The sequence below is a fragment of the Sphingomonas sp. PAMC 26605 genome (assembly GCF_000241485.1).
Lineage (GTDB): Bacteria > Pseudomonadota > Alphaproteobacteria > Sphingomonadales > Sphingomonadaceae > Sphingomonas.
This window is the reverse complement of record NZ_JH584241.1, coordinates 1,243,408-1,269,521: the sequence shown is the minus strand read 5'-3', so window position 1 is coordinate 1,269,521 and position 26,114 is coordinate 1,243,408. Positions and strand designations below refer to the sequence as shown.

Sequence of the window (26,114 nt, the reverse complement as noted above, 5' to 3'; positions counted from 1 at the left end):
TGGGTCCCGCCAAGAGCGGGGCCATGAGCGAGATCCTTCCCGGCCCCGACTGCACCACCATGACCGAGGTCCGCGCCGGCGTCGATCAGGTCGATCGCGAACTGGTCGCGCTGCTCGCGCGGCGCTTCGCCTATATGGACGCCGCTGCGCGGATCAAACCCGCGCGGACGGCGGTGCGCGACGAGGCGCGCAAGATGCAGGTGATCGACAATGCGGTTGCCGCAGCGGCAGCGGCCGGCGCGCCTGAGCGCATCGTCGCCGATCTCTGGGAGCAACTGGTCGAAGCGTCGATCGCCTACGAACTGGCCGCGTTCGACCGACGCTGAGCGCTTAGCGCGGGATGTCGACGCCGTTGCCGCGGCTTTGATTCTGTATGTGCTCGGCCGAGCGCTGACCCTCGATGTCGAGCGCTGCCCATTCGGTTTTCGTGTGGCAGACGCGCTTGACGAACAGCGATCCGGTCGATTCCTCGCTGCGGCAGACCTTCTTTTCCTTCTCCGTCGACGCAGCTAGCGGCGAGTCGGCGGCCTGGGCGATCATCGGCAAACACAGGAGCAAGGCGGCCGACAACGTCTTCATGGAAACTCCTGGGTTAGGACATCGGAACACGCATGCAAGAACGCTGCTGCACCGCAGTATGACGCCGGGGCAATCCGATCAAGGTCGGCGCGGTGTCTTTCCCGAAAGCGCGGACAACACCCCCCGCAGCGTGCGCACCTCCTGCGCCGACCAGCCTGGCTTGGTCAGCAAGGTGCGCAGCGTACGCCGCGTCACCGGCGTGCGATCGGGCGGGTAGAAGAAATCGGTCGCGACGAGCATCGCGTCGAGCTGTTCGATCATCCCGTCGAGCTCGGCCTGCGGCGCTGGCTCATGAAGCTCGACGGCGGGCGGCTGGGCGAGTCCCATCCCCTTGGACCATTCGTAGGCGACGAGGATCACCGCCTGCGCGAGGTTGAGCGAGCCGAATTCGGGGTTGATCGGCACGGTGATGATCGTGCGCGCGAGCGCGACGTCGTCGGTCTCGAGCCCCGAACGCTCGGGGCCGAACAGGATCGCCGCGCGTCCCGGGCCGGCGTGGATCGCCGACGCGGCCTGTTCGGGCGTCACCACCGGCTTGGTCACACCGCGCTTGCGCACCGTCGTTGCAAAGACATGGCTGCAATCGGCCACCGCCGCGGCAACGGTTTCATAGACGCGCGCGCGCTCGAGCACGATATCGGCGCCCGATGCCGCGGGCCCGGCCGAGGGGTTGGGCCAGCCGTCGCGCGGGGCGACGAGGCGCATTTCGACCAGCCCGAAATTGAGCATCGCGCGCGCGGCCTTGCCGATATTCTCACCGAGCTGCGGGCGGACCAGGACAAGGACGGGCGGCGGAACAGCCTGCGGATCCTTCACGCCTTGCCGACCTCGCTCACATTGCCGGCGAATTCCTCGAAATCGCGCGCCTCGCGGAAGTCCTTATAGACGCTGGCGAAGCGGATATAGGCGACCGAATCGAGGCCTTTCAGCCCCTCCATCACCATCTCGCCGATCCGCCCCGAGCGGACTTCGCTCTCGCCCTGCGTCTCGAGCTGGCGCTGGATGCCCGAGACGAGCTTTTCGAGCCGCACCGGATCGATCGGGCGCTTGCGCGCCGCGATCGAGACCGAGCGCAGCAGCTTCTCGCGATCGAACGGCTCGCGTTTGTCCTCGCTCTTGAGCACGGTCAGCTCGCGCAGCTGGATCCGTTCGAACGTGGTGAAGCGCGCCGCACACCCTTCGCACTGGCGCCGGCGGCGGATCGCGCCGGCATCTTCGGTCGGACGCGAATCCTTGACCTGGCTGTCTTCATGTCCGCAAAAGGGGCAGCGCATCTTCTATTTGTTCAACTTTCGATAAGCGGCGTAGCCGGCACCGAGCAGTGCGCCCGTCACCAGCGAAAAGGGCAGCACGATCGCCGCCAGCGCGCCGACGACCGCGCCACCGACGAGTCGGTTGCCGTCCTCGCCGCCGAGCAAGGTGCTCGTCTTGTCGACCGCGCTGTCGAGCACCTCGACAACGTCTTCGCCCACGGCGCGGGCCATGTCTTCGAAAGTGGTCTTGGACTTCTCGTCACCAGCATGGTCGGTCATGTCAGCTCTCCGGATAGATCGGGAACCGGTGACATAGTACAATAACACGCTCACGTACAGCAGCTTCTACCTGCGGGTCGCCCGCCTCGCCCTTCTGGCGCAGGCCGTCGAGCACATCGGCGACCATGTTTCCGATCTCGCGGAACTCGGCCGGACCGAAACCGCGCGTCGTGCCCGCGGGCGAGCCGACGCGGATCCCGCTGGTCTTGGTCGGCGGCAGCGGATCGTTGGGAATGCCGTTCTTGTTGCAGGTGATGCCCGCACGCTCGAGCGCTTCGTCGGCGTCCTTGCCGGTGACGCCGAGCGGGGTGAGATCGATCAAGGCGAGATGCGTGTCGGTGCCGCCCGAGACGATCTCCGCGCCGCGCTCCTTCAGCGTCGCCGCCAGGATCTTGGCGTTCTCGATCACCGCAGCGATGTAGCTCTTATAGCCGGGCTCGAGCGCCTCGCCGAACGCGACCGCCTTGGCGGCGATGACGTGCATCAGCGGACCGCCCTGCAGCCCGGGGAACACCGCCGAGTTGAGCTTCTTGCCGAGCGCCTCGTCGTCGGCGAGGATCATCCCGCCGCGTGGGCCCCGCAGCGTCTTGTGCGTCGTCGTCGTCGCGATGTGCGCGTGCGGGAAGGGCGAGGGATGCAGGCCCGCTGCGACCAGTCCCGCGAAATGCGCCATGTCGACCATGAAATAGGCGCCGACCTCGTCCGCGATCGCGCGGAACTTGGCGAAATCGATCTGCCGCGGATAGGCCGAGCCGCCCGCGATGATCAGCTTTGGCTTATGCTCGCGCGCCAGCGCCGCGACTTCGTCGAAGTCGATCAGATGGCTGACCGGATCGACGCCGTACTGCACCGCGTTGAACCATTTGCCCGACATCGCCGCGCGCGCGCCGTGCGTGAGATGGCCGCCGGCATCGAGGCTCATCCCGAGGATCGTCTCGCCCGGCTTGACCAAAGCGAGCATCACCGCGCCGTTCGCCTGCGCCCCCGAATGCGGCTGCACGTTGACATAGGCGCACCCAAACAGCTGCTTGGCACGGTCGATCGCGAGCTGCTCGACTTCGTCCGACGGATGGCAGCCCTGATAATAGCGCTTGCCGGGATACCCTTCCGCATATTTGTTGGTGAACACCGAACCCTGCGCCTCGAGCACCGCCTTCGACACGATGTTCTCCGACGCGATCAGCTCGATCTGCGTCTGCTCGCGCGTCAGCTCGTGCTGGACGCCGGCAAAGATCGCGGGATCGGCTTCGGCCAGGCCGCGCGTGAAGAAGCCGTCGGGCTGGACGTCGTGAAGCGTGGTCGGGTTGGTGCTCATGCCGGTTCCTTCGCGAGAGCTGGAGCGCCGAGCTTGTCGACGCGGGTTTGATGACGGCCACCGGCGAAATCGGTGGTCAGGAAAGCGGTGATGCAGGCCTTGGCCATGTCGTCGCCGACCAGCCGAGCGCCGAGCGCGACGACGTTGGCATCGTTATGTTCGCGCGCCAGCGCGGCGGAGAGCGGTTCGGAGACGAGCGCACAGCGCATCGCGGGGTGCCGGTTGACCGCGATCGAGATGCCGATCCCCGAGCCGCACAGCGCGATGCCGCGCTCGACCGCCCCCGAAGCGACCGCCTCGGCGAGCCGATAGCCGAAATCGGGATAATCGACGCGCGCGTCGCTGTCGGGGCCGAGATCGCGCACTTCGTGCCCCTGCCCAGCCAACCAGGCGGCGAGCAGACCCTTCAGCGCAAAGGCGGCGTGGTCGGAGGCGATGGCGATGCGCAACGGAAGCGCGCTCCCAATTGGATTGAGCGGATGATCGGCGCTTTAAACAAGCAAGCGCGCAATTGCCACACTCAAGCCGCGAGAATTGCCCCGCGGCGATTGCGATGCCCGCTACAGCGGGCTAGGGTGTTGATCTGTGATAGATTCGTCGCCTCGCGCTTCCGTGAATTCCGCTGCCGAGACGGCAGAGGCGGCACGCGTGCGGCTGATCGAGGCGCTGATCCGCACCGGCGAAGAGGATCGCGCGGCGTTTCGCGATCTCTATTCGCTCACCTCGGCGAAGCTATTCGGGATTTGCTATCGTATCTGCGGCGAAAGGCAGGCTGCGGAAGACGTGTTGCACGACGTATACCTCACCATCTGGAAACGCGCCGGCGCCTATGAGCCCGCCCGGGCGAGCCCGATCACCTGGCTCGCGACGATCGCGCGCAACCGCGCGATCGACTGGCAGCGCGCGCAGACCGTGCGCCGTGCGACCCCGATCGAGGATGCCCCGCCGATTCTCGACACCGCGCCGCTCGCGAGCGAGACGATGCTCGACGACGAAGCCGCGCACCAACTCTACGATTGCCTCGACGCGCTCGAGGCGCGTCAGCGCGATGCGATCCGCACCGCCTTTTTCGACGGCGTGACCTATGCCGAGCTCGCCGAACGCGAGGCGGTGCCGCTCGGCACGATGAAAAGCTGGGTGCGTCGCGGGCTCGCGCGGCTCAAGGCGTGTCTCGAGGGATGAGCGACGTGCCATCTCGCGACGTCCCCGACGACGACCTGCCCGACACCAGCGCGGGCGAGTTCGCGCTCGGCCTGCTCGAAGGCGAGGCGCGCACCGCGGCGATGCGACGCGTACTCGCCGAACCGGCGTTCGCGCGTGCGGTCGAGCAATGGCGGCTGCGGTTGGCGCAGCTGTTCGATCTGTGGCCGGCAATGCCGGCGCCCGACCTGTTCGCGCGGATCGAGCGATCGATTCACGGTGCCGGCGCGGCGCGCGTCGCCGCCTTGCCGGGCCGGCAGCCGAGCAAATTGTGGCCGGGGATCGCAGCACTGTCGAGCCTCGCCGCAGCGGCCTTGCTCGTCATTCTGTTCACCCGCCCGCTCGCCGTACCGCCGCCCCTGCCGGAAGCGCCCGCCACGCCGCTTGCAGCCGATACCGGGCCGACGCTCGTCGCCTCGATCTCGCCCACCGCCAAGGGCGCGCCCGTCACGGTGGTCTATGATGCGCGCATCGGCTCGCTGCGGCTGACCGCAGCCAATCTCGCCGATGCCAAGCGCGTGGCCGAGCTGTGGGTGATCCCTGTCGGCGGGACGCCGCATTCGCTCGGCTTGCTCGAGACGCATGGCGGGACCGCGTTGACGCTGAGCACCGCGAACCGCGCGCGGATCGCCGCCGGGGCGACACTCGCCGTTTCGCTCGAGCCGCTCGGCGGGTCGACCACCGGGCTGCCGACCGGGCCGGTCGTTGCGACGGGCGCGCTCGCACGGGTGTAAACATCGCGGACTGGAAAGAGGTCCGGTTTGCATCCGTAACGATATCTGCCGCGTATCTGCGCCGCGTCCGGCCCACCGGGCGTACAGCAGGAGAGACGCTCATGACTCGCACCATCCGTACCTCGATCGTCGCCGCCGCCCTCGCCATCAGCGGGGCCTCGCTCGCTTATGCGCAAACCAACCCGATGGTCGGCGGCGCCGCCATGTATCCGACCAAGAATATCGTCGAGAATGCCGTCAATTCGAAGGACCACACCACGCTCGTCGCCGCGGTCAAGGCTGCCGGCCTCGTCGAGACGCTGAGCGGCCCCGGCCCCTTCACCGTGTTCGCGCCGACCAACGCAGCCTTCGCCAAGCTGCCCGCGGGCACGGTCGATACGCTGCTCAAGCCCGAGAACAAGGCGACGCTGACGTCGGTGCTGACCTATCACGTCGTGCCCGGCACGATCACCGCGCAGGACATCGCCGCCAAGGCCAAGGCCAATATGGGCAAGGCGACCTACACCACCGTCCAGGGCGGCACGCTGACCTTCATGAAGGTCGGCAATGGCTGGGGCATCATGGACGCCAAGGGCCACAAGGGTAAGATCACGATCGCCAACGTGATGCAGTCGAACGGCGTGATCCATGTCATCGACACCGTGATGATGCCGTAAGATATTTATCTGCATCAGCATGCATCCGGACTGATGACTCCCTCGTAGCTGGACTGTCGCTGCCCCAAGCAGCGGCGTGTAACACCGTCGTCGGATCCCCTCCTTTGCGACGAACGGTGGCGTAAACGGACCTGTCGGCCCCCCTTTAGCCGGCAGGTCCTTTTCATTTAGACGCGATCCCGTCATGGAAGCGTCACCGGTTCGTCGTAGTGCGCTCACGCCCCGTGCGCCGCTCCTTTGGCGCGATCATCCGGCAGGAGAGTTCGTCATGGCCAATGCCCTTCGATCGCTCAAGGACCGCGTGGTCCATCGTCCCGACAAGCGCCCCGTCACGAATCGCGCGGTGCGCAACGCCGTGCTCCAGCACAAGCATCTTTCGAAGCAGGGTTTGCTCGAGCGCGCGTTCACCTTCGCGTTTCGCGGCCTAGTCTATGCGCAGATCTGGGAGGATCCGGCGGTCGACATGGAAGCGCTCGCGATCACCCCCGATAGCCATGTCGTCACGATCGCCTCGGGCGGGTGCAACATGATGTCGTACCTCACCGCCAATCCGCGCGCGATCACCGCGGTCGATCTCAATCCGGCGCATATCGCGCTCAACAAATTGAAGCGCGTCGCGGCGCGCCATTTGCCCGACTACGACGCCTTCCACCGGTTCTTCGCGCAGGCCAACAGCCGCCAGAACGTGCTCGCCTATCGCACCTATATCCGCCCGCACCTCGACGCGACGACGCTCGCCTATTGGGAGGGCCGCGACATCGTCGGCCGCCGGCGGATCGGGGGGTTCGCCAAGAACGTCTACAAGCGCGGATTGCTCGGCAATTTCATCGGCGTCGCGCACCTGCTCGCGCGGCTCAACGGGGTAAACCCCAAGATCCTGCTCACCGCCAATTCGATCGAGGAGCAGCGCGAGATCTTCGACCGGGAGTTCGCGCCCTTCTTCGACAAGGGCTTCGTCAAGTGGATCACGGACCAGCCCGCTTCGCTGTTCGGGCTCGGCATTCCGCCGGCGCAATATGAAGCGCTCGCCGGCGACGAGAAGATGGCGGTGGTGCTGCGCGAACGGCTCGAGAAGCTCGCCTGCGACTTCGATATCAAGGACAATTATTTCGCCTGGCAAGCGTTCGGCCGCGGTTACGGCAAGGACGCCGCCGCACCGCTGCCGCCGTATCTCCAGCGCGAGCATTATGCCGAGATCGTCGATCGCGCCGCACGGATCGAGGTGCGCCACACCAATTTCACCGATTATCTGCGCGAGCAGGGCGACGCCTCGCTCGACCGCTACATCCTGCTCGATGCGCAGGACTGGATGACCGACACGCAGCTGACCGAGCTGTGGAGCGAAATCACGCGTACCGCCAAACCGCACGCGCGCGTGCTGTTCCGCACCGCGGGCGAACCGACGATCCTACCGGGCCGCGTGCCCGACGCAGTCCTCGGCAAATGGGAGTATCGCGCCGAGGACTCGCTCGATTACACCAAGCGCGACCGCTCCTCGATCTATGGCGGCGTCCACCTCTACGTGCTCGGATGAGCGACGCGGCAGCGGTTGAGGCGGCGGTGGGGCATGCCGGCCATATGGATGCGATCTACCGGTCGCAGCGGCACATCTATGACCTGACGCGGAAATATTACCTGCTCGGGCGCGACGCACTGGTCGCCGGGATCGCGCCGCCACCGGGGGGCAGCGTGCTCGAGATCGGCTGCGGCACCGGGCGCAACCTGATCGCGGCGGCGCGCGCCTGGCCCGATGCGCGCTTCTTCGGGATCGATATTTCCGAGGCGATGCTCGAGACCGCCCGCGCGAAAGTGGCGGCGGCGGGCCTCGAGGGCAAGATCGTGCTCGCGCAAGGCGATGCGACCGCGTTCGACGCGTCGGCGCTGTTCGGCGTCGCGCACTTCGACCGCATCTTCCAGAGCTATACGCTGTCGATGATCCCCGACTGGCGCGCCGCGATCCGCGAGGGGGCGGACAAGCTCGCTCCCGGCGGACGACTCGACGTGGTCGATTTCGGCCAGCAGGAGCGCTTGCCCCGCGCCTTTCGTACGGCGCTGTTCGCCTGGCTCGCCAAGTTCGACGTCGCGCCGCGTGCGACGCTGCAGCCCGCTTTGATCGAGGCGGCGAGCGAGGCCGGCGCGACCGCCCGCTTCCGCCCGCTCTATCGCGGCTATGCCTGGTCGGGCAGCATCGTGCGCTCCGCGGCATGAACCCGCCGCAGCTGCCGCGTTGGCTCGGGCTCGCGGGGCTGCTGCCGCAGATCGCGGCGGCGGCAATCGTGCTTAGCGGGGATCCGGCGCTGCGCTTTGCCGCGCTGTCGCTCGGCTATGCCTATGCCGCGCTGATCCTGAGCTTTCTCGGCGGACTGTGGTGGGGGATCGCGGCGAGCAAGGAGCGCCCTCCCGAATGGCTTTGGGTCGCCGCGATCGTCCCTTCGCTCGTCGCGCTCGCCAGCGCCGTCCCCTGGGCAGTCGGCGAACCATGGCCGGGGCCGTCGCTGATCTTGCTCGGAGTGGCGCTGATCGCGGCGCTTGGCGTGGATTGGCTCCTCGCCAAGCGCGGCCTTGTCCCGATCTGGTGGATGCGACTGCGCATCCCGCTGTCGCTCGGCCTGGGGCTGCTGACGCTGGTGATCGGGGCGGTCTGATCAGCGGCCGAAGAGCAGCCACAGCAGCAAAATGACCGGAATCGGCACGCCGATCAGCCACAAGATACAACCCTTACCCATTCATTCCTCCTCTGATTTCAGAGGCGTAACGAAGGGTGGGCGAGGCGGTTCCGTGGTGCTCGCGGGCGGCGGGGCGCTGTGCTAAAGGGGACTGCATGAACAAGCCGGTCCGCCTCGCCGTCGAGTCCGTCCCCGAGACGCTGTTCACCGCGCGCGACTATATGGTGATGCTGGAGGCGGGGGCCTTCGAAGACGTGCGCGCCGAGCTGGTGAAAGGGGAATTGCGCAAGATGATGCCCTCGGGCTTCTCGCACGGCGAAATGAACCTCTTGCTCGGTTCAAAGCTGATGGCGGCCTATGCTGGCACAGACTATCGATGCGCAGTCGATCTTATGATCGGCATCGACGCATTGACCGTCCGCGCAGCTGATGTCGCAGTGGTCCGCGCAGACGTTCCGCGACACGGCCCTGTCCCGCCAGACCGCTTTGTGATGATCGTCGAAGTCGCGGAGACGACGCTTGGTATCGATCTGGGAGAGAAACTCGCCCATTACGCTCGAGCGGGCGTATCAGACTATTGGGTCGCCGATGTCGACGCGAGCGTCATGCACGTGATGCGTTCGCCCGAAGGCGACCGCTATACCGAACGCTCCGTTGTCCCGTTCGACCAGCCGCTCGCGGTGCCGGGCACGTCCGCGACGATCACCGTCGCTTAGGCGGCCTTGCGAAGCTCCAACCGGCTCCAGATCTCGACCAATGCCTCGGTCAGATCGCGCATCATCGCTTCGTCATGCGCCGGCCCCGGCGTGAAGCGCAGCCGCTCGGTGCCGCGCGGGACGGTCGGATAATTGATCGGCTGAACGTACACGCCGTACTCGGCGAGCAGGATGTCGCTGATCTTCTTGGCCTTGACCGGATCGCCGACCATCAGCGGCACGATGTGCGTGGTCGAATCCATCACCGGCAACCCGGCCTCGGCGAACAGCGTCTTGAGCATCGTGGCGGCGGCCTGCTGCCCGTCGCGCTCGACGCTCGATGCCTTGAGGTGGCGCACCGCCGCCAGCGCGCCCGCGACGAGCACAGGCGACAGCGAGGTCGTGAAGATGAACCCCGGCGCATACGAGCGGATCACATCGATGATTGTCTGGTCGGCGCTGATATAGCCGCCCATCACGCCGATCGCCTTGCCAAGCGTCCCCTCGATGATCGTCAGCCGGTCGGCGACCCCGTCGCGCTCCGAAATGCCGCCGCCGCGCGCGCCGTACATGCCGACGGCATGGACCTCGTCGAGATAGGTCAGGGCGTTGTAGCGGTCGGCGAGATCGCAGATCTCGGCGATCGGCGCGACGTCGCCGTCCATCGAATAGACGCTCTCGAAGGCGATCAGCTTGGGCACCGTCGGATCTGCAGCGGCGAGCAGTTCCTCGAGATGCGCGACGTCGTTGTGGCCGAAGACGTGCTTCTCGCACCCCGAATTGCGGATCCCTGCGATCATCGAGGCGTGGTTGAGTTCGTCCGAGAAGATCACGCAGCCCGGCAGAACCTTGGCAAGCGTCGCCAGCGTCGCCTCGTTCGAGACATAGCCCGAAGTGAACAGCAAGGCGCCTTCCTTGCCGTGAAGGTCGGCGAGCTCGGCCTCGAGATCGACGTGATAATGCGTGTTGCCGCCGATATTGCGCGTGCCGCCCGAGCCTGCGCCGACATCGTGCAGCGCCTCTTCCATCGCCGCGATCACGTGCGGGTGCTGGCCCATCGCGAGATAATCGTTCGAGCACCACACCGTGATCGGCTTGGGGCCGTTATGCCCGGCAAAGCAGCGCGCGTTGGGAAACGCGCCCTTGTTGCGCAGGATATCGATGAACACACGGTAGCGCCCCTCGACATGCAGGCGATCGATCGCCTGTGTGAAGATCCGGGAGTAATCGACTCCGCGAGGCGGTGTGTCCACGTCCATTGCCGCGATCTAGCGCCTGAAGGCGCAGAATTCCAGCGCGTTTAGGCGATCAGCGTGATCGGACGGGTGTTCATAATGTCTCACGTCGCGCGAGACCGAACCGCGCGAGCGCGGGCGCGAGTGCGGCGCTTGCCGCGTCGCTCGCGGTGAACACCGCGCGCCCGTCGCCCGCCGCCTCGGGCCATTGCTGCCCCTGGGTGAGGAAGGCGATCCGGCGCGCGATCCCGGCGCTACCGTCGACGAAGGTCACCGGCCGTGGTGCGGCCGCCGCGAGTTCCTCGACGACCAGCGGAAAATGCGTGCAGGCGTTGACGATCGTGTCGATTCGTTCGCCACCGGGCTGTCCGAACAATCCTTCGAGAATCGCGGCGTAGCGCGCAGGGTCGCTCTCATGGTCGTGGAGCTTGGCCTCGGCCAGTTCGACCAGTTCGGCGGAGCCGTACCGCAAGACGGTGCAGTCGCTCGCGAAACGTCGGGCGAGATCATCGACATAGGGCTGGCGCACCGTCGCGTTGGTGCCGAGCACTCCAATCACGCGCGTCTTGCTGACCAAAGCGGCGGGTTTGATTGCCGGCACCGTTCCCACCACGGGCAGGTCGAGCGCCTCTCGCACCGCGGCGAGCGCGATCGTCGAGGCGGTGTTGCACGCGATCACGATCAGCCGCGGGCGATAGCGCTCGGCGAGCCGCCCGAGCAAAGCGGGAACGCGCGCGGCGATCTCGGCTTCCGTCTTGGTCCCGTAGGGAAAGCCCGCCGAATCGGCGACATAGACGATCGGCATTCGTGGCAGCAGCGCGCGCGCCGCGCCGAGTACCGAGAGGCCGCCAATCCCCGAATCGAAAAACAGTACCGGCCGGTCATCCATCGCCGCGGCTTAACCCCGTGCGCCGATTTGACAATCGTCGTCTTGAGCGAGAGAGTGCCTAAAGAGCGAACAGATGTGCTATGCGCGTTCCGCGTCTGGGGGCCAAATTCGTGTCGATCGACTCTTTCTGGATGGCATCCGCCATTGCGCTGGTGCTCGGCTATCTGCTCGGCTCGATCCCGTTCGGCGTGTTGCTGACGCGGATGGCGGGCGCGGGCGACCTGCGCACGATCGGATCGGGCAATATCGGCGCGACCAACGTGCTGCGCACTGGGCGCAAGGGGCTCGCCGCGGCGACGCTGCTGCTCGATGCCTTCAAGGGCTTCGCCGCGGTATGGATCGCCGAGCACTATCTCCCCGGCACCGGCGTGATCGCCGCCGCGGCGGCGTTTCTCGGGCATTGCTATCCGATCTGGCTGGGCTTCAAGGGCGGCAAGGGTGTGGCGACCCTGCTCGGCATCGTGCTCGCACTGCATTGGCCGATCGGCCTTGTCTATGCCGCGGTGTGGATCGCCTTGCTTGCGCTCTTCCGCATCTCGTCGCCCGCGGGCATGCTGGCTGCGGTCAGTGCGCCGTTGAGTGCTGCCTATTTCTCGCAGTTCGACGTCGTCCTGCTGTTGCTCGCGCTCGCGCTGCTGGTCGTGTGGAAGCACCGCGCGAATATCGAACGGCTGGTCGGCGGGGTCGAGCCGCGCGTCGGCAGCAAGCGTGGCTGACGCGGCACGCGAAGATGGCGCGGTCGCCCGACTTCGCCTGATCCGCACGCCGCAGATCGGTCCGGTCAGCTATGCGCAGCTGCTCGCGCGCTTCGGCAGCGCCGCGACCGCGCTCGACGCCTTGCCGCAGCTCGCCGCGCGGGGCGGTGGCCCCGCGCCTGCGATCGCGCCGGTCGCGCTCGTCGAGCGCGAGCTTGTGCACGCCGCGCGGCTCGGCGCGCGCCACCTGTTTCTCGGCGACCTCGACTATCCCGAGCTGCTCGCCGCACTCGACGATGCGCCGCCCGTGATCATGCTGCGGGGGCGCATCGAGCTGTGCGCCCGGCTGACGATTGCGATGGTCGGCGCGCGTAACGCCTCGGCGGCGGCGTGCCGCTTCGCGCGCCAGCTTGCCGCCGAGCTTGGACAAGAGGGCGTCACAATCGTTTCGGGCCTGGCGCGCGGAGTCGATACCGCGGCGCATCACGGCTCGCTCGACACCGGCACGGTCGGCGTGATCGCTGGCGGGATCGACGTGGTCTATCCGCCCGAAAACGCCGCGCTGCAGGAGCGAATCGCAGGCGACGGTCTGCTGATTGCCGAGCAGCCCCCCGGCACCGAGCCGCGTGCGCGCCACTTCCCCTATCGCAACCGGATCATCGCCGGGCTCGCGCTCGGCACGGTGGTGGTAGAGGCGGCGCCCAAATCGGGCTCGCTGATCACCGCCCGGCTCGCCGGCGAACTCGGGCGCGAGGTGATGGCGGTGCCCGGCAGCCCGCTCGACCCGCGCGCGCAAGGCTGCAACGCGCTGATCCGCGACGGCGCGACGCTGGTGCAGAGCGCCACCGATGTGCTCGAGACGCTTCGCCCGATCGATACGCGGATGGTCCGCTCCGAACCCACGCCCTTCGCTGCCGCGCCGCCGGTCGATGCAACCGACGCGGAGCGGCGCGATGTCATAGCATTGCTGGGGCCGGTGCCGGTCGCGATCGACGAACTGATCCGCCAATCGGGACATGCTCCGGCGATCGTTCAGACGGTGTTGCTCGAGCTCGAGCTCGCCGGACGGCTTGAACGCCATGCCGGTGCGCGGGTTGCATTGCTCTTCGCTCCGCACGCGTGAATCGGGTGGGCGCGATGCAAGCGTAGCGACGCGGGTCGTGCAATCGCGCTCCGACCATCGCGCTTATCGGGCGGCATAGAAACTTCGGCTTGCGTCGATTGTTACTGCAGCGCAGCAGAACTGCTCATCGTCGGAGCCAATCCTTGCCCTTTCTCCACAGTCCGACACGCTTCCTGATACACTATGTCGCCGCGCGCCCATGGATTTTCCTGCTGCTCGGGCTGCTCGTCGTCGGCGCCTCGATGAGTGCGATCGGGGTGCAATATGCGATGAAGCTGCTGATCGACGCGATGACCGGCGGGGTGCGTGCGCGCGGCACGGTCTATGCCGCGCTCGCCGGGTTTCTCGGGCTCGTCATCCTCGAAAGCCTGTTGCAGCGTGCGTCTGCACTGACGCTCGGCCAGGCGACGGTCAGCTCGGGGGTCGGCATCCGGCTCGACATGGTCAATTACCTCACCGGGCACCAGATGCCGTTCTTCCAGAACCAGCGCGCCGGGTCGCTCGGCCACCGCATCTCGGGGCTGGCAGGAATCTTCGGCGCGATCATGCACCGGCTGCTGCGCGAAGTGACCCCGCCGCTGATCACCTTCGTCGGCGCGATCCTGATCTTCGTCTCGATCGACGCGATGATGGCCGCGGTCCTCGGCGGCGTCTTCCTCGCGGTCACGATCGCACTGATCCTGCTGGGCTTGCGCGGGCACGTCCATCATACCGCCTTCGCCAAACATGCCGGGCGCGCCGGCGGCGAGCTGATCGACATGATCGGAAACATCTGGGTGGTGAAGGCGTTCGCCGCGCGCGACCGCGAGCTCGACCGGCTCGAGGGATTCCTCGACAAGGAAGCCGACGCCCAGCGCCGCGGCTGGTTCTTCGTCGAGCAGATGCGCGGGCTGCACGATCTCGCGCTCGCGGTGATGGTCGGCGGCACGCTGATCTGGGCGATCGGACGCTGGTCGACCGGCGCGATCTCGACCGGCGACGTCGTCATTATCAGCACGATGACCTTCCGCATCCTCAACGGCTCGCGCGATCTCGCGATGGCGGTGATCGATACCAGTCAGCAGTTCAGCTATCTGCGCGAGACGCTCGACATCATCGGCGTGCCACAGACGCTCAGCGATGCGCCCGATGCAACGCGGCTGCGCGTCGGCGAGGGCACCGTCGATGTCGCCAACGTGACCTTCGGTTATGATCCGCGCGACCCCATCATCCATGATCTCTCGTTGCGCGTCCCGGCCGGGCAGAAGCTCGGGATCGTCGGCGCGTCGGGCGCGGGCAAATCGTCGCTGCTCCAACTGATCCAGCGCTTCCACGATCCGCAAATCGGGCATCTCGCGATCGACGGGCAGCGAATCGACCACGTCACGCAGGAATCGCTGCGCGACGCGATCGCGGTCGTGCCGCAGGAAGTGCTGCTGTTCCACCGCTCGGTGATCGACAATATCCGCATCGCGCGCCCCGATGCGAGCGACGAGGACGTTCACGCCGCCGCCGATGCCGCCGGCTGCGACGACTTTATCCGCCGCCTGTCACATGGCTACGACACCGTCGTCGGCGAGCGCGGTGCCAATCTGTCGGGCGGGCAGCGCCAGCGGATCGGCATCGCGCGCGCCTTCCTCAAGAACGCGCGGATCGTGCTGCTCGACGAGGCGACGAGTGCGCTCGATTCGGAGAGCGAACTCGAAGTGCAGAACGGGCTCGACGCGCTGGTGCGCAACCGTACCGTGATCGCGGTCGCGCATCGGCTGTCGACGATCGTCGGCTACGACCGGGTGATCGTGGTCGAACACGGCCGGATCGTCGAGGATGGGCCGCCGCAGCAGTTGTTGCGCCAGAAGGGCGGCGCGTTCCGGCAATTGTGGCTGATGCAGGTCGAGGGGCTCGACCGGGCGCCGAACCCGTCGCTCGATCTCGCGAGCGCGGGCGAGCGGCTGCGCGACGTGTCGGTCGAACGCGGCCGGCGCTGGGGTGGGGCGATGCTCACCGCCTGGAGCAATCTCGCGACGCGCGAGCGGGGCTAAGCCCCGGGGGGCGGCGACAAATCGCTGTCCCCGGGCGCTCGGCTTGTGGCATGAGGCGCCGCGATGCGCGCCCCCCCTCCCCTTGCCCTGGCGCGCGGCGCATTCCGCAAGCGCTTTTGCGCGGGCGAGCCGGGCTTCTGCCACGGCTTGACGCGGCTGCCTTCGCCTCCCCATCCTCGCGCGTACACGTAAGGACGCTTTGAACCACCATGCAGCTTGTCATCGTAGAATCGCCCGCCAAGGCGAAGACCATCGAGAAATATCTCGGTTCTGACTATCGCGTGCTCGCGAGCTACGGCCATGTCCGCGATCTGCCGCCCAAGGACGGATCGGTGAACCCCGACGCGGACTTCGCGATGGAGTGGGAGAATTACGCCGACAAGACCAAGCAGTTGAAGGCGATCACCGATCTCGCCAAGACCGCCGACCGCCTGATCCTCGCGACCGATCCCGATCGCGAGGGCGAGGCGATCAGCTGGCACGTCCAGGAAGTGCTGCGCAACCGCAAGGCGCTCCCCAAGGACGTCCAGCGCGTCACCTTCAACGCGATCACCAAGGCGACGGTGACCGAGGCGATGAAGCATCCGCGCGAGCTCGATACCGACCTGATCGACGCCTACCGTGCGCGCCGTGCGCTCGATTATCTCGTCGGCTTCACGCTTTCGCCGGTGCTGTGGCGCAAGCTGCCCGGCGCCAAGTCGGCGGGGCGCGTCCAGTCGGTCGCGCTGCGCCTGATCGTCTCGAGAGAGCGCGAGATCGAAGCCTTCCGCGCGCAGGAATATTGGTCGGTCACCGCCGACATGGAGCAGGACGGCACGCCCTTCCAGGCGCGCCTCGTCCAGTTCGAGGGCAAGAAGCTCGACCGCCTGTCGATCGGCGAAGAGGGCACCGCGATGCGCGCCAAGGCCGCGGTCGAGAGCGGCGCCTTCACCGTCCAGACCGTCGAAGTGAAGCCCGCGACGCGCAATCCGCCGCCGCCCTTCACCACCTCGACGCTGCAGCAGGAGGCCTCGCGGAAACTCGGCTTCTCGGCCGATCACACGATGCGGATCGCGCAGGGGCTCTACGAGGACGGCGCGATCACCTATATGCGGACCGACGGCGTGCAGATGGATTCGAGCGCGATCTCGGCCGCGCGGCTCGCGGTCGCCAACCGCTATGATGCGAGCTACGTCCCCGACAAGCCGCGCGTCTACCAGACCAAGGCGAAGAACGCGCAGGAAGCGCACGAAGCGATCCGCCCGACCGACTTCGGCAAGGACAAGGCCGGCGGCGGCGACCATGCGCGGCTCTACGACCTGATCTTCAAGCGCGCGCTCGCCAGCCAGATGGCGTCGGCGCGGATGGAGCGCACCACGGTCGAGATGCTCGACGGCACCGGCCAGACGGGCTTGCGCGCCACCGGCCAGGTCGTGCTCTTCCCCGGCTATCTCGCGCTCTACGAAGAGGGCTCGGACGACACGCAGGACGAGGACGCGCGCCGCCTGCCGCGGCTGCGCGAAGGCGACGCCCCCGCCAAGAAGGGGGTGAGCGCCGAGCAGCACTTCACCCAGCCGCCGCCGCGCTTCTCCGAAGCCTCGCTGGTCAAGCGCCTCGAAGAGCTCGGCATCGGCCGCCCGTCGACCTATGCCTCGATCATCAAGACCTTGAAGGACCGCGAGTACGTCCGCGTCGAGAAGAACCGCTTCTTCGCCGAGGAATCGGGCCGCCTGGTAACGGCGTTCCTCGAACGCTTCTTCGAGAAATATGTGAGTTACGATTTCACCTCTGGCCTCGAGGACGAGCTCGACGAGGTCTCGGGCGGGCGCGCCGAATGGCAAGCCGTGCTCGAGGCGTTCTGGCGCGATTTCAAGCCGCGCACCACCGAGGTGATGGAGCAGAAGCCGTCCGAAGTGACCGCCGAGCTCGACAAGTTCCTTGAGCCCTATCTCTTCCCGGCGCAGGCCGACGGCAGCGACCCGCGGCTGTGCCCGAATTGCGGCAAGGGCCATCTCGCCTTGCGCGGCGGCAAGTTCGGCGCGTTCGTGGCTTGCTCCAACTATCCCGAGTGCAAATACACCCGCCGCTTCGGCCAGCCCGGCGCGGATGGCGAGGGCGTCGATACCGGGCCGGAGGCGCTCGGCAACGACCCGGTGACCGGTCTGCCGGTTGAGCGCAAATCGGGGCGGTTCGGACCGTATATCCAGATCGGCGAGGGCGAGACGCGCAAGATGGCGTCGATCCCGAAGGACATTGGCGAGCTCGATCTCGAATGGGCGCTGAAGCTGCTGTCGCTGCCGCGCACGATCGGCACGCATCCCGAAACCGGCGAGCCCATCACCGCGGCGATCGGTCGCTATGGTCCGTATCTGAAGCATGCCGGCAAATATGCCCGGCTGACCTCGACCGACGACGTGTTCGAAACCGGCATGAATGCGGCTGTGGTCAAGCTCGCCGAGGCAGCGGCGGGTGGTGGGCGTCAACAGCGCGGCGCGCAGGCGCCGCTGAAAGTGCTCGGGCCGCATCCGCGCACCGAAGCCGAGATCAAGCTGATGGAAGGCCGCTACGGTGCGTACGTCACCGACGGCACGACCAATGCGACTTTGCCCAAGTCGATCGAAAAGGATGCGCTGACGCTCGAGGAAGCGGCGCAGCTGATCGACGCGCGCGCGGCGGCGGCACCGCCGGCCAAGGGCAAGAAGAAGCCAGCGGCAAAGAAGGCGCCGGCCAAGAAAGCGGCAGCCAAGAAGCCTGCGGCGGAAGCAGCCGCGGCGAGCGCGCCAGCCGTCAAGAAGGCACCCGCGAAGAAGCCTGCGGCAAAGAAAGCCCCTGCCAAGAAAGTCGCGGCAGCGGCGGAGTGAGGATCAAGCCGCGCGGCGCTGCCGGCTGACGAGCACGGCACGCGCCGCGGCCTGGGCGGCGGCGATCTCGCGCGCAGTCATGTCCTCGGCGATGTCGCGGCGGCAGTCCTTGGCGATTTCGCTGCCCGCGACGGCGGCGAGGTTGAACCATTTATGCGCCTCGATCAGGTCGACACCGATACCGGCGGCGCCGCTCGAATAGACCATGCCGAGTTCATAGCAGGCGTCGGCATCGCCAAGTGCTGCGTCGGCGACCCGACTGTCGGTCAGGAATTGTGCGTGCTTCAGGCTCGTGGCCATGTCGTAAACCCCCGTTAACCATTTCTGTTGAGACGACCATGCCGCAGCGATCTCAACAAATGGTTAACGGCGATTAGGCATGATCGCGCGGTGGTACGGCGAGATTGTCGATCAGCCGCGTCGCACCGATCTTCGCTGCGGCGACGAGCCGGCGCGCGCGGTCGGGATCGGTCCCCGGCGTAAGTGTCGTGGCATCGACCAGCTCGAGATAATCGACCACGAACCCCGCCGCGATCAGCGCCTCGCGCGCGCTCGCCAGCGCGCTCTCGGCATCGTCGCCGCGCGCGATCGCCTTGGCGGCGACCCCGAGCGCACGTGGCAGCGCGACCGCGGCTACGCGCTGCGCATCGTCGAGATAGATGTTGCGCGACGACAGCGCGAGCCCGTCATCGTCGCGCTGTGTCGGCACGCCCTGGATCTCGATCCCGAAATCGAGATCGGCGACCATCTGGCGGATCACCGCGAGCTGCTGGAAATCCTTCTCGCCGAACAAGGCGACATCGGGCCGGACCTGGTTGAACAGTTTGGCGACGACCGTCGCGACGCCGTCGAAATGCCCGGGCCGCGAAATCCCGTCGAGCCCTTCGCTCACTCCCGACACCGAAATCTTGGTGGCGAAACCTGTCGGATACATCACCTCGACCGGCGGCATCCACAACAGGTCGCAGCCCGCCTCGGTCAGCATCCGCGCGTCCGCCGTCTCGCGTCGTGGATAGCGCGACAGATCCTCGTTCGGCCCGAACTGCGTCGGATTGACGAAGATCGACGCGACGACCTTGCGCCCCGGCCGCTTCGCCGCCTCGATCAAGGCGAGGTGCCCGGCATGGAGCGCGCCCATCGTCGGCACGAGCGCGATGCTCGCGCCGCCCTCGCGCAGGGCGCCAATCCCGGAACGGAGCGCTTCGAGGGTACGGATGGTTTGCACGGGTCGGTGCCCTTCGGTAAAGACGCTGGGATCGGGCGCGCCTTCTATGAGGCTCGCCCCCACCGAACAAGACGGGAAGCGACCACGTTGGCGACTGCTGCGCGAAAGCCACATATCATTGTCTTTGCCAACGAAAAAGGCGGCACGGGCAAATCGACGACCGCGGTCCATGTCGCGATCGCGCTGCAGGCGCGCGGCGCGCAGGTCGCCGCGTTCGACCTCGATCATCGCCAGCGCACGATGGGGCGCTATTTCGACAATCGTGCCGCAACGGTACAGCGCACCGGGCGCGAGCTGCCGATTCCGCGCCATGCGACGCATGACGGCGAGAGCGACGACCGCTTCAGCGACGTGTTCGAGTCGCTCTCGCAGGGCGCCGACTTCCTGGTGATCGACACGCCCGGCCGCGACGACCCGTTCGCGCGGCTCGCGGCGGCGAGCCGCGCCGATACACTCGTCACGCCGATGAACGACAGTTTCGTCGATTTCGACCTGATCGGCCAGGTCCATCCCGAGACCTACAAGGTCACGCGGCCGAGCTTCTATGCCGAGCTGATCTGGGACGCGCGGAAGATCCGCGCCAAGGCCGACGGCTCGACGATCGACTGGGTCGTGCTGCGCAACCGCGTCCAGCATATCGAGGCGCGCAACATGCGCCGCGTGTCCGAAGCGCTCGACCAGCTCGCCAAGCGTGTCGGCTTCCGCATCGTGCCGGGTCTGGGCGAACGCGTGATCTATCGCGAACTGTTCCCCGCCGGCCTGACGATGCTCGACTCGGGCGAGTTCGGGTCGATGGGGCTGGCGCATGTCGCCGCGCGGCAGGAGTTGCGCGAGATGATGGGCGCGCTCGCTCTGCCCGAGACCGTCCCGCCGCTCCTCGTCTGATGGGCAAATTGCTCCTCATCGCCGCGATCCTCATCGGCGGCTGGCTGTTGCTGCGTCCTCGGCCCAAACCCGCGCCGCGGGTCGGCGAGGCCGAGGCACGCGCCGTGCTCGGCGTCGGCGCGGGGGCCGACGAAGCGACGATCCGCGCGGCACATCGGCGGCTCGTCGCTGCCGTCCATCCCGATAGAGGCGGCTCGGCCGATCTGACTCGTCGGATCAACGCTGCGCGCGACGTACTGCTGCGGCGCTAATATTCGGAAATCTGAACCTTTTCGCCGCTCGCGGCTTGGGGCAGAGCCAGTATCGCAGGAGCCCGCATGACGCACCGTTTCGATCCGACCTCGCTGCGTGAATATGACATTCGCGGGATCGTCGGGAAAACGCTGGGCGAGGCCGACGCCGCTGCGATCGGCCGCGGTTTCGGCACGCGCGTGCGCCGCGCCGGCGGCCGCCGTGTCGCGGTCGGCTATGACGGGCGCCTCTCCTCGCCGATGCTCGAGGCGGCGGTGATCGAAGGGCTCGTCGCGGTCGGGATCGACGTGGTGCGGATCGGCCGTGGTCCGACGCCGATGCTCTACTACGCCGAGGCGACGCTAGAAGTGGATGGCGGCATCGAGATAACCGGCAGCCACAATCCCGCCGATTATAACGGCTTCAAGATGGTGCTGCAGCACGCGCCATTTTTTGGCGCCGATATTCAAGCGCTGGGTCAAATGGCCGCGGACGGCGACTGGGACACGGTCGAGGCCGAGGATCGCGGCACGGTTTCGACCTTCGATATCGAGGACGATTATGTCGGCCGCCTCGTCGCGGGCTATGCCGGCGGCAGCTACAAGATCGGTTGGGATGCGGGCAATGGCGTGTCGGGCCCGATCATCGAGAAGCTCGTCAAGCTCCTGCCGGGTGAGCATCATCTGCTGTTCACCCAAGTCGATGGCAATTTTCCCAACCATCATCCCGATCCTACCGAAGAAGCGAATCTCGCCGATCTCAAGCGCCTCGTCGCCGAGAAGCAGCTCGATTTCGGAGTGGCGTTCGACGGCGACGGCGACCGGATCGGCGCGATCGACGGCCAGGGCCGCGTGATTTGGGGCGACCAGATTCTCTCCATTCTGGCCGAGCCTGTGCTCAAGGAGCTTCCGGGTGCGACAATCATCGCCGATGTAAAGGCCTCGCAAATGCTGTTCGACCGCGTCGAGTCGCTCGGCGGCAAACCGCTGATGTGGAAGACCGGGCATAGCCTGATGAAGATGAAGATGAAGGAAACCGGCAGTCCGCTCGCGGGCGAGATGAGCGGCCACATCTTCTTCGCGCACGAATTCTACGGCTTTGACGACGCGCATTACGCCGCCGTCCGGCTGATCCGCGCGGCACATCTGAGCGGCCGCTCGATGACCGAATTGCGCGGCGCGATGCCCGAACTCGTCAACACCCCCGAACTGCGCTTCCAGGTCGAGGAGAGCCGCAAGGTCGCGGTCGTCGAAGAAGTGCTCGCCCGGCTCGAGGCCGAAGGCGCCGAGGTCGATTCCACCGACGGCGCGCGTGTCACCACACCCGACGGCTGGTGGCTGCTCCGTGCCTCGAACACGCAGGACGTGCTCGTCGCGCGCGCCGAGGCGACCGATCAGGCCGCGCTCGACCGCTTGTTGGGCATGATCGACGATCAGCTCGGCAAAAGCGGCATCGTGCGCGGGGCGCGGGCGGGGCATTAAGAAGGTTTTGTTCGCGCGGAGGCGCGGAGGACGCGGAGGGGTTGCGCGCGTGCCAGCCTCTTCCGCGCCGCAGAACATGTTCGGACGGGAATAGTGGCTGAGGCGCACCGGTAGCGTTGGACGCGAGACCGCGCAGCCCGCGAAACACCTCCGCGTCCTCCGCGCCTCCGCGCGAACAAACCTTCTTCTCCGCTCGCAATCCACCCGAGAACACGCCACCTAGACGCGATGCCTCCCCCGCCCCCCCAGATCATCCGCGTCATCGATCTCGAAACCACCGGCGAAGCGCCGCCGCTCCACGGCGTGTGCGAGATCGGCTGGCAGGACGTCGCGCTCGGCAAGGACGGCCGCTGGGAGATCGCGGGCGAGGGCGGATCGCGGCTCGTCAATCCCGGCCGCCCGATCCCGCCGCTGACACAGGCGATCCACCATATCCTCGATGAACAGGTCGCCGACGCGCCGTTCTGGCACGATGTCGCGCGCGGCGTGCTCGATCCCTACCCGCGCCGCGTCGCGCTCGCCGCGCATCGCTCGGCCGCCGAGGAGAAATTCTGCACGCCCGCGCTGACGCGCGACGCGCCGTGGATCTGCACCTGGAAATGCGCGCTGCGGCTGTGGCCCGATACGCCGAGCTTCTCGAACCAGATGCTGCGCTATTGGCGCAAGCCCGAAGGCCTCGAGCATGAACGCGGCCTGCCCGCGCACCGCGCCTTTCCCGACGCCTATGTCACCGCCTTCCATCTGCGCGACATGCTTAACCTGGTCGGGCCTGAACAGCTGATTGCGTGGTCGAGCGTCCCCGGCCTGCTCCCGCGCGTGATCCGTCCCGGGCCCGATCGCGGCAAGGATTGGGACGAGCTCAGCGACGATTCGCTCGCCATCATGCTCGGCGACCGCGACGAGGACGTGCGTTTCACCGCAGAGACCGAGCTCGCGCGTCGGCATGGCACCGGATCACACAATTGACGCGCATATGATCGAGCAAACTTGATTTCGGTCAAGTCAGCCAGACTGGTCATTTTTGTTGTCGCTGCGTAAGGACGTAGCGATGTTCGAGCGTTTTCCCCTCGTTTTCGGTGTCAGCGAGGGGCGGATGGGCCGGTTCCTCGTCGCCGCGATGGCGCTTGGCTTCGCGGCCTTGATTGCCGCCGGTATCGCCGCCGCCTGGTCGACGTCGCAGAACGAAGGCCACACGCGCGACGTCAACCATACCTATGAGGTCGAACTCGCGATCGGTCGCGCGCGGATCCTGATCGAGCAGAGCGAAACCGCGCGGCGCGGCTATCTGCTGACCGCCAAGCCGGCCTATCTCGAAACCTATCGCAAGACGATGGCGCAGCTGCCCGCCAAGCTCGACCGGATCACGGCGCTCACGCACGACAACCCGCGCCAGCAACGCAACATCGGCATCTTACGCACATTGATCGACGCGCTCGCGCAGCAGCGCGAGCAGACCATCGCGCTGACGCAGAGCGGCGACCGCGAGCGCGCCGTGACGCTGTTCCAAGGCGAGAGCAATGCCCGCCGGATGCTCGTGCTGCGCGCGCGCGCCGACGCGATGATTGCCGAGGAGCAACGCCTGCTTGCGATCCGCGATGCCGCGCAACAGGCCAGCGTGCGGATCTTCTATGCCACGCTCGCGATTGCCGGCCTGTTGCTCGTGCTCGTAGCGGCGGCAACGTTGCTGACCATGCTGCGCTACACGCGCGACCTTGCCGCCTCGCGCGACGCGTTGCGCGATTTCGCTGATACGCTCGAGGAGCAGGTCCAGGAGCGGACCGCCGATCTGACGCGCGCGAACGAGGAGATCCAGCGCTTCGCTTATATCGTCAGCCACGATCTGCGCAGCCCACTGGTCAACGTGATGGGCTTTACCGCCGAGCTCGAGAGCGCGACCGCCGAGATCGGCGCACTGATCGATCGCGCCGAAGCCAGCGCGCCTGAGATCGTCACCGAGGATGCCCGGCTCGCAGCGCGCGAAGATCTGCCCGAGGCGATCAGCTTCATCCGCACCTCGACGCAGAAGATGGACCGGCTGATCAACGCGATCCTCAAACTGTCGCGCGAAGGCCGCCGCGTCATCGCGCCGCAACGGCTCGACGTCACCGCGATGGTCGAGGCGATCGAGGCGAGCCTGCAGACGCAGATCGAAGCGCGCGGCGCGACGCTGGTGATCGAGGCCCCGCTCCCCGCCCTCGTCAGCGACCGACTGGCGATCGAGCAGATCTTTTCGAACCTGATCGAGAATGCCGTCAAATATCTCAGCCCGGATCGCCCCGGGCATATCGTGGTGCGCGGCAAGACGCACGGCAAGCGCGTCACCTTCGAGTTCGAGGACAATGGCCGTGGCATCGCGCCGAACGATCACCAGCGCGTGTTCGACCTGTTCCGCCGCGCGGGCAATCAGGATCAGCCGGGCGAAGGGATTGGGCTCGCGCATGTCCGCGCCTTGGCGTATCGCCTTGGCGGCGTTATCGACGTGACGTCGGAACTCGGGCGGGGGACGACCTTCCGGTTGAATCTGCCCAAGATCTTCGTCGATCCCAACACTGCAGACACGCGGGAAACCCAGAGATGACCGATCATAAGAGCGTCAGCATCGTGATGATCGAGGACGATGAGGGGCATGCGCGCCTGATCGAGAAGAACATCCGTCGCGCGGGCATCCTGAATGCGATCACGCATTTCACCGACGGCACGACCGCGCTCGATTACCTGTTCAACAGCGCGGACGGCCCGCAGCGCAACGGGCCCGCGCTGGTGCTGCTCGATCTCAACCTGCCCGATATGAGCGGGACCGACATCCTGGCGAAGATCAAGTCGACCGATGGCCCGCTGCGCCGGACCCCCGTCGTCGTGCTGACCACGACCGACGACAAGGTCGAGATCCAGCGCTGCTACGATCTCGGCTGCAACGTCTACATCACCAAGCCGGTCAACTATGAGAGCTTTGCGACCGCGATCCGCCAGCTCGGCCTGTTCCTTTCGGTGATCCAGGTCCCAGACATCGAGCCCGAGGGGTGAACCAGGCCGCGGGCGCCGCGATCCTCTATATCGACGACGATGCGGGTCTGCGCCGCCTCGCCGTCCGCACGCTCGCGCGCTACGGCTATACGCTCACCGTCGCCGAGGGCGGCGCCGAGGGGATTGCGCTCGCCCAGGCGGCGGTCGCCGAGGGGCGTCCGTTCGACCTGATCGCAGTCGATCATTACATGCCGGGAATGGACGGGCTCGAGACGCTCGAGCGGTTGCGGATTCTGCCGGGAATGCCGCCGGTCGTCTATGTCACCGGCTCCGAAGAGGGGCGCATTGCGGTCGCTGCGCTCAAAGCGGGCGCCGCCGATTATGTCGTGAAGACCGTCGGCACCGATTTCTTCGATCTGCTGGCGAGCGCCTTCGGCCAGGTGCTCGAGCGCGCCGCGCTCGAACGCGACAAGGCCGCCGCCGAGGATCAGTTGCGCGCGAGCAATGCCCGGCTCGAGGCGCTGCTGCGCGAGGTCAACCACCGCGTCGCCAATTCGCTCCAGATCGTCTCGGCGATGGTGCGGATGCAATCGACCGCGCTCGCCGACGAGAATGCCCGGCTCGCGCTCGAGGATACGCAGCGGCGGATCGCCGCGATCGCGCAGGTGCATCGCCGGCTCTACACCAGCAACGATGTCGAGCAGGTCGACATGCGCGAATATCTCGGCGCTTTGGTCGATGAACTGGGCGAGACCTGGTCGACGCCGGCGGCGCCGCGCGTGCTGTCGCTTGCCGCCGAGTCGATCCGCCTTTCGACCGATCGCGCTGTGTCGCTCGGCGTGATCGTCACTGAGCTCGTCAGCAACGCCTGCAAATACGCCTATCCGACGAGCGGCGGCGAGGTGCGCGTCTCGCTGACCGATGATGGCGACGGGCATTTTCGCCTCGCGGTCGAGGATGACGGGGTCGGTATGGTCACCGACGCCGCGCCGCGAGGCACCGGCGTCGGGACAAAACTGATCCGCGCGATGGCGCAGAGCCTGCAGACGATCGTCGAATACGACACGGCGAGCCGCACCGGCGTCCGCGCGACGCTTCGCGCTGCGCTCGATTAGGACACCACGCGCGGCGCCGTCCTCCCGGATCTG

The 26,114-nt window shown here is 66.9% G+C and carries 29 protein-coding genes; 19 read left to right on the top strand and 10 right to left on the bottom strand.

Annotated features, from left to right (window positions below):
* Nucleotides 1–23 precede the first annotated feature (23 nt).
* Nucleotides 24–326, top strand: a complete 303-nt coding sequence (locus RH90_RS05845) for a chorismate mutase (RefSeq protein ID WP_010184467.1) — start codon at nucleotides 24–26, stop codon at nucleotides 324–326.
* A 4-nt stretch (nucleotides 327–330) separates the two neighbouring features.
* On the opposite strand, the gene RH90_RS05840 is transcribed toward RH90_RS05845, so the two are convergent.
* From RH90_RS05840 to rpiB, 6 genes are all read right to left on the bottom strand, one after another.
* Nucleotides 331–579: a hypothetical protein gene (locus tag RH90_RS05840; protein WP_010184466.1), complete on the bottom strand. Its 249-nt coding sequence runs from the start codon at nucleotides 577–579 to the stop codon at nucleotides 331–333.
* 78 nt (nucleotides 580–657) lie between these two features.
* Nucleotides 658–1,395 carry an RNA methyltransferase gene (locus RH90_RS05835; RefSeq protein ID WP_010184465.1) on the bottom strand — a complete coding sequence of 246 codons (738 nt, stop codon included), beginning with the start codon at nucleotides 1,393–1,395 and terminating at the stop codon, nucleotides 658–660.
* Nucleotides 1,392–1,853, bottom strand: coding sequence for a transcriptional regulator NrdR (gene nrdR / locus RH90_RS05830; RefSeq protein ID WP_010184464.1), 462 nt, complete (start codon nucleotides 1,851–1,853; stop codon nucleotides 1,392–1,394). The genes RH90_RS05835 and nrdR overlap by 4 nt, the downstream gene beginning before the upstream one ends.
* Before the next feature lie 3 nt (nucleotides 1,854–1,856).
* Nucleotides 1,857–2,111, bottom strand: coding sequence for a hypothetical protein (locus RH90_RS05825; RefSeq protein WP_010184463.1), 255 nt, complete (start codon nucleotides 2,109–2,111; stop codon nucleotides 1,857–1,859).
* A gap of 1 nt (nucleotide 2,112) precedes the next feature.
* A complete protein-coding gene (gene glyA, locus RH90_RS05820) occupies nucleotides 2,113–3,426 on the bottom strand; it encodes a serine hydroxymethyltransferase (RefSeq protein WP_010184462.1) in 1,314 nt (437 codons plus the stop codon).
* A complete protein-coding gene (gene rpiB, locus RH90_RS05815; RefSeq protein WP_010184461.1) occupies nucleotides 3,423–3,875 on the bottom strand; it encodes a ribose 5-phosphate isomerase B in 453 nt (150 codons plus the stop codon). The genes glyA and rpiB overlap by 4 nt, the downstream gene beginning before the upstream one ends.
* Nucleotides 3,876–4,038: 163 nt before the next feature.
* Here rpiB and RH90_RS05810 point away from each other — a divergent pair, with 163 nt between their 5' ends.
* The 7 genes from RH90_RS05810 (at nucleotide 4,039) to RH90_RS05780 (ending at nucleotide 9,398) form a co-directional block, all read left to right on the top strand.
* On the top strand, nucleotides 4,039–4,608 hold the full coding sequence (locus RH90_RS05810; protein WP_010184460.1) for a sigma-70 family RNA polymerase sigma factor: 570 nt from the start codon (nucleotides 4,039–4,041) through the stop codon (nucleotides 4,606–4,608).
* Entirely contained in the window at nucleotides 4,605–5,360 is a 756-nt protein-coding gene (locus RH90_RS05805; protein ID WP_010184459.1) for an anti-sigma factor, read from the top strand. The genes RH90_RS05810 and RH90_RS05805 overlap by 4 nt, the downstream gene beginning before the upstream one ends.
* A 101-nt stretch (nucleotides 5,361–5,461) precedes the next feature.
* Complete coding sequence (locus tag RH90_RS05800) at nucleotides 5,462–6,016, top strand: fasciclin domain-containing protein (protein WP_010184458.1); 555 nt, start codon at nucleotides 5,462–5,464, stop codon at nucleotides 6,014–6,016.
* A gap of 268 nt (nucleotides 6,017–6,284) precedes the next feature.
* Nucleotides 6,285–7,550 carry a DUF3419 family protein gene (locus RH90_RS05795; RefSeq protein ID WP_010184457.1) on the top strand — a complete coding sequence of 422 codons (1,266 nt, stop codon included), beginning with the start codon at nucleotides 6,285–6,287 and terminating at the stop codon, nucleotides 7,548–7,550.
* Nucleotides 7,547–8,224, top strand: coding sequence for a class I SAM-dependent methyltransferase (locus RH90_RS05790; RefSeq protein ID WP_010184456.1), 678 nt, complete (start codon nucleotides 7,547–7,549; stop codon nucleotides 8,222–8,224). Before RH90_RS05795 ends, RH90_RS05790 begins: the two co-directional genes overlap by 4 nt.
* Nucleotides 8,221–8,661: a DUF3429 domain-containing protein gene (locus tag RH90_RS05785; protein ID WP_010184455.1), complete on the top strand. Its 441-nt coding sequence runs from the start codon at nucleotides 8,221–8,223 to the stop codon at nucleotides 8,659–8,661. The genes RH90_RS05790 and RH90_RS05785 overlap by 4 nt, the downstream gene beginning before the upstream one ends.
* Before the next feature lie 176 nt (nucleotides 8,662–8,837).
* Nucleotides 8,838–9,398: a Uma2 family endonuclease gene (locus tag RH90_RS05780; RefSeq protein ID WP_010184454.1), complete on the top strand. Its 561-nt coding sequence runs from the start codon at nucleotides 8,838–8,840 to the stop codon at nucleotides 9,396–9,398.
* On the opposite strand, the gene hemA is transcribed toward RH90_RS05780, so the two are convergent.
* Both hemA and murI read right to left on the bottom strand, forming a co-directional pair.
* Nucleotides 9,395–10,636: a 5-aminolevulinate synthase gene (hemA, locus tag RH90_RS05775; RefSeq protein WP_010184452.1), complete on the bottom strand. Its 1,242-nt coding sequence runs from the start codon at nucleotides 10,634–10,636 to the stop codon at nucleotides 9,395–9,397. The two genes, RH90_RS05780 and hemA, sit on opposite strands and share 4 nt — an antisense overlap.
* A gap of 70 nt (nucleotides 10,637–10,706) precedes the next feature.
* Nucleotides 10,707–11,501, bottom strand: coding sequence for a glutamate racemase (gene murI, locus RH90_RS05770; RefSeq protein WP_010184451.1), 795 nt, complete (start codon nucleotides 11,499–11,501; stop codon nucleotides 10,707–10,709).
* A gap of 131 nt (nucleotides 11,502–11,632) precedes the next feature.
* Here murI and plsY point away from each other — a divergent pair, with 131 nt between their 5' ends.
* The 4 genes from plsY (at nucleotide 11,633) to topA (ending at nucleotide 18,180) form a co-directional block, all read left to right on the top strand.
* On the top strand, nucleotides 11,633–12,217 hold the full coding sequence (gene plsY / locus RH90_RS05765) for a glycerol-3-phosphate 1-O-acyltransferase PlsY (RefSeq protein WP_029625071.1): 585 nt from the start codon (nucleotides 11,633–11,635) through the stop codon (nucleotides 12,215–12,217).
* Nucleotides 12,210–13,319: a DNA-processing protein DprA gene (gene dprA, locus RH90_RS05760; protein WP_010184449.1), complete on the top strand. Its 1,110-nt coding sequence runs from the start codon at nucleotides 12,210–12,212 to the stop codon at nucleotides 13,317–13,319. Before plsY ends, dprA begins: the two co-directional genes overlap by 8 nt.
* A 143-nt stretch (nucleotides 13,320–13,462) precedes the next feature.
* Nucleotides 13,463–15,340, top strand: a complete 1,878-nt coding sequence (locus RH90_RS05755) for an ABC transporter ATP-binding protein (protein ID WP_010184448.1) — start codon at nucleotides 13,463–13,465, stop codon at nucleotides 15,338–15,340.
* Nucleotides 15,341–15,549: 209 nt separating this feature from the next.
* A complete protein-coding gene (gene topA, locus RH90_RS05750; protein ID WP_010184446.1) occupies nucleotides 15,550–18,180 on the top strand; it encodes a type I DNA topoisomerase in 2,631 nt (876 codons plus the stop codon).
* A 3-nt stretch (nucleotides 18,181–18,183) separates the two neighbouring features.
* Here the strand turns inward: topA and RH90_RS05745 are convergent, their stop codons facing one another.
* A complete protein-coding gene (locus RH90_RS05745) occupies nucleotides 18,184–18,480 on the bottom strand; it encodes an SEL1-like repeat protein (RefSeq protein WP_010184444.1) in 297 nt (98 codons plus the stop codon).
* Between the two features lie 73 nt (nucleotides 18,481–18,553).
* Nucleotides 18,554–19,405 carry a pantoate--beta-alanine ligase gene (panC, locus tag RH90_RS05740; RefSeq protein ID WP_010184443.1) on the bottom strand — a complete coding sequence of 284 codons (852 nt, stop codon included), beginning with the start codon at nucleotides 19,403–19,405 and terminating at the stop codon, nucleotides 18,554–18,556.
* A gap of 87 nt (nucleotides 19,406–19,492) precedes the next feature.
* Between panC and RH90_RS05735 the strand changes: the two genes are divergently transcribed.
* The 7 genes from RH90_RS05735 (at nucleotide 19,493) to RH90_RS05705 (ending at nucleotide 26,081) form a co-directional block, all read left to right on the top strand.
* Nucleotides 19,493–20,290 carry a division plane positioning ATPase MipZ gene (locus RH90_RS05735; RefSeq protein ID WP_010184441.1) on the top strand — a complete coding sequence of 266 codons (798 nt, stop codon included), beginning with the start codon at nucleotides 19,493–19,495 and terminating at the stop codon, nucleotides 20,288–20,290.
* Nucleotides 20,290–20,541, top strand: a complete 252-nt coding sequence (locus RH90_RS05730; RefSeq protein WP_010184440.1) for a J domain-containing protein — start codon at nucleotides 20,290–20,292, stop codon at nucleotides 20,539–20,541. Before RH90_RS05735 ends, RH90_RS05730 begins: the two co-directional genes overlap by 1 nt.
* 66 nt (nucleotides 20,542–20,607) lie before the next feature.
* A complete protein-coding gene (gene pgmG, locus RH90_RS05725; RefSeq protein ID WP_010184437.1) occupies nucleotides 20,608–22,002 on the top strand; it encodes a phosphoglucomutase/phosphomannomutase PgmG in 1,395 nt (464 codons plus the stop codon).
* A 228-nt stretch (nucleotides 22,003–22,230) separates the two neighbouring features.
* Complete coding sequence (locus tag RH90_RS05720; RefSeq protein ID WP_010184436.1) at nucleotides 22,231–22,968, top strand: exonuclease domain-containing protein; 738 nt, start codon at nucleotides 22,231–22,233, stop codon at nucleotides 22,966–22,968.
* Between the two features lie 82 nt (nucleotides 22,969–23,050).
* On the top strand, nucleotides 23,051–24,580 hold the full coding sequence (locus RH90_RS05715) for a sensor histidine kinase (protein WP_010184435.1): 1,530 nt from the start codon (nucleotides 23,051–23,053) through the stop codon (nucleotides 24,578–24,580).
* Nucleotides 24,577–25,026 carry a response regulator gene (locus tag RH90_RS05710; protein ID WP_010184433.1) on the top strand — a complete coding sequence of 150 codons (450 nt, stop codon included), beginning with the start codon at nucleotides 24,577–24,579 and terminating at the stop codon, nucleotides 25,024–25,026. The genes RH90_RS05715 and RH90_RS05710 overlap by 4 nt, the downstream gene beginning before the upstream one ends.
* On the top strand, nucleotides 25,023–26,081 hold the full coding sequence (locus RH90_RS05705; RefSeq protein ID WP_010184432.1) for a sensor histidine kinase: 1,059 nt from the start codon (nucleotides 25,023–25,025) through the stop codon (nucleotides 26,079–26,081). The genes RH90_RS05710 and RH90_RS05705 overlap by 4 nt, the downstream gene beginning before the upstream one ends.
* The last annotated feature ends 33 nt before the right edge of the window (nucleotides 26,082–26,114 follow it).

Coding starts and splice junctions, on each gene's coding strand:
- RH90_RS05845 (WP_010184467.1), top strand. CDS start 24: ATGAGCGAGATCCTTCCCGGCCCCGACTGCACCACCATGACCGAGGTC.
- RH90_RS05840 (WP_010184466.1), bottom strand. CDS start 579: ATGAAGACGTTGTCGGCCGCCTTGCTCCTGTGTTTGCCGATGATCGCC.
- nrdR (WP_010184464.1), bottom strand. CDS start 1,853: ATGCGCTGCCCCTTTTGCGGACATGAAGACAGCCAGGTCAAGGATTCG.
- RH90_RS05825 (WP_010184463.1), bottom strand. CDS start 2,111: ATGACCGACCATGCTGGTGACGAGAAGTCCAAGACCACTTTCGAAGAC.
- glyA (WP_010184462.1), bottom strand. CDS start 3,426: ATGAGCACCAACCCGACCACGCTTCACGACGTCCAGCCCGACGGCTTC.
- RH90_RS05805 (WP_010184459.1), top strand. CDS start 4,605: ATGAGCGACGTGCCATCTCGCGACGTCCCCGACGACGACCTGCCCGAC.
- RH90_RS05800 (WP_010184458.1), top strand. CDS start 5,462: ATGACTCGCACCATCCGTACCTCGATCGTCGCCGCCGCCCTCGCCATC.
- RH90_RS05795 (WP_010184457.1), top strand. CDS start 6,285: ATGGCCAATGCCCTTCGATCGCTCAAGGACCGCGTGGTCCATCGTCCC.
- RH90_RS05790 (WP_010184456.1), top strand. CDS start 7,547: ATGAGCGACGCGGCAGCGGTTGAGGCGGCGGTGGGGCATGCCGGCCAT.
- RH90_RS05785 (WP_010184455.1), top strand. CDS start 8,221: ATGAACCCGCCGCAGCTGCCGCGTTGGCTCGGGCTCGCGGGGCTGCTG.
- RH90_RS05780 (WP_010184454.1), top strand. CDS start 8,838: ATGAACAAGCCGGTCCGCCTCGCCGTCGAGTCCGTCCCCGAGACGCTG.
- hemA (WP_010184452.1), bottom strand. CDS start 10,636: ATGGACGTGGACACACCGCCTCGCGGAGTCGATTACTCCCGGATCTTC.
- murI (WP_010184451.1), bottom strand. CDS start 11,501: ATGGATGACCGGCCGGTACTGTTTTTCGATTCGGGGATTGGCGGCCTC.
- plsY (WP_029625071.1), top strand. CDS start 11,633: ATGGCATCCGCCATTGCGCTGGTGCTCGGCTATCTGCTCGGCTCGATC.
- topA (WP_010184446.1), top strand. CDS start 15,550: ATGCAGCTTGTCATCGTAGAATCGCCCGCCAAGGCGAAGACCATCGAG.
- RH90_RS05745 (WP_010184444.1), bottom strand. CDS start 18,480: ATGGCCACGAGCCTGAAGCACGCACAATTCCTGACCGACAGTCGGGTC.
- RH90_RS05730 (WP_010184440.1), top strand. CDS start 20,290: ATGGGCAAATTGCTCCTCATCGCCGCGATCCTCATCGGCGGCTGGCTG.
- pgmG (WP_010184437.1), top strand. CDS start 20,608: ATGACGCACCGTTTCGATCCGACCTCGCTGCGTGAATATGACATTCGC.
- RH90_RS05720 (WP_010184436.1), top strand. CDS start 22,231: ATGCCTCCCCCGCCCCCCCAGATCATCCGCGTCATCGATCTCGAAACC.
- RH90_RS05715 (WP_010184435.1), top strand. CDS start 23,051: ATGTTCGAGCGTTTTCCCCTCGTTTTCGGTGTCAGCGAGGGGCGGATG.
- RH90_RS05710 (WP_010184433.1), top strand. CDS start 24,577: ATGACCGATCATAAGAGCGTCAGCATCGTGATGATCGAGGACGATGAG.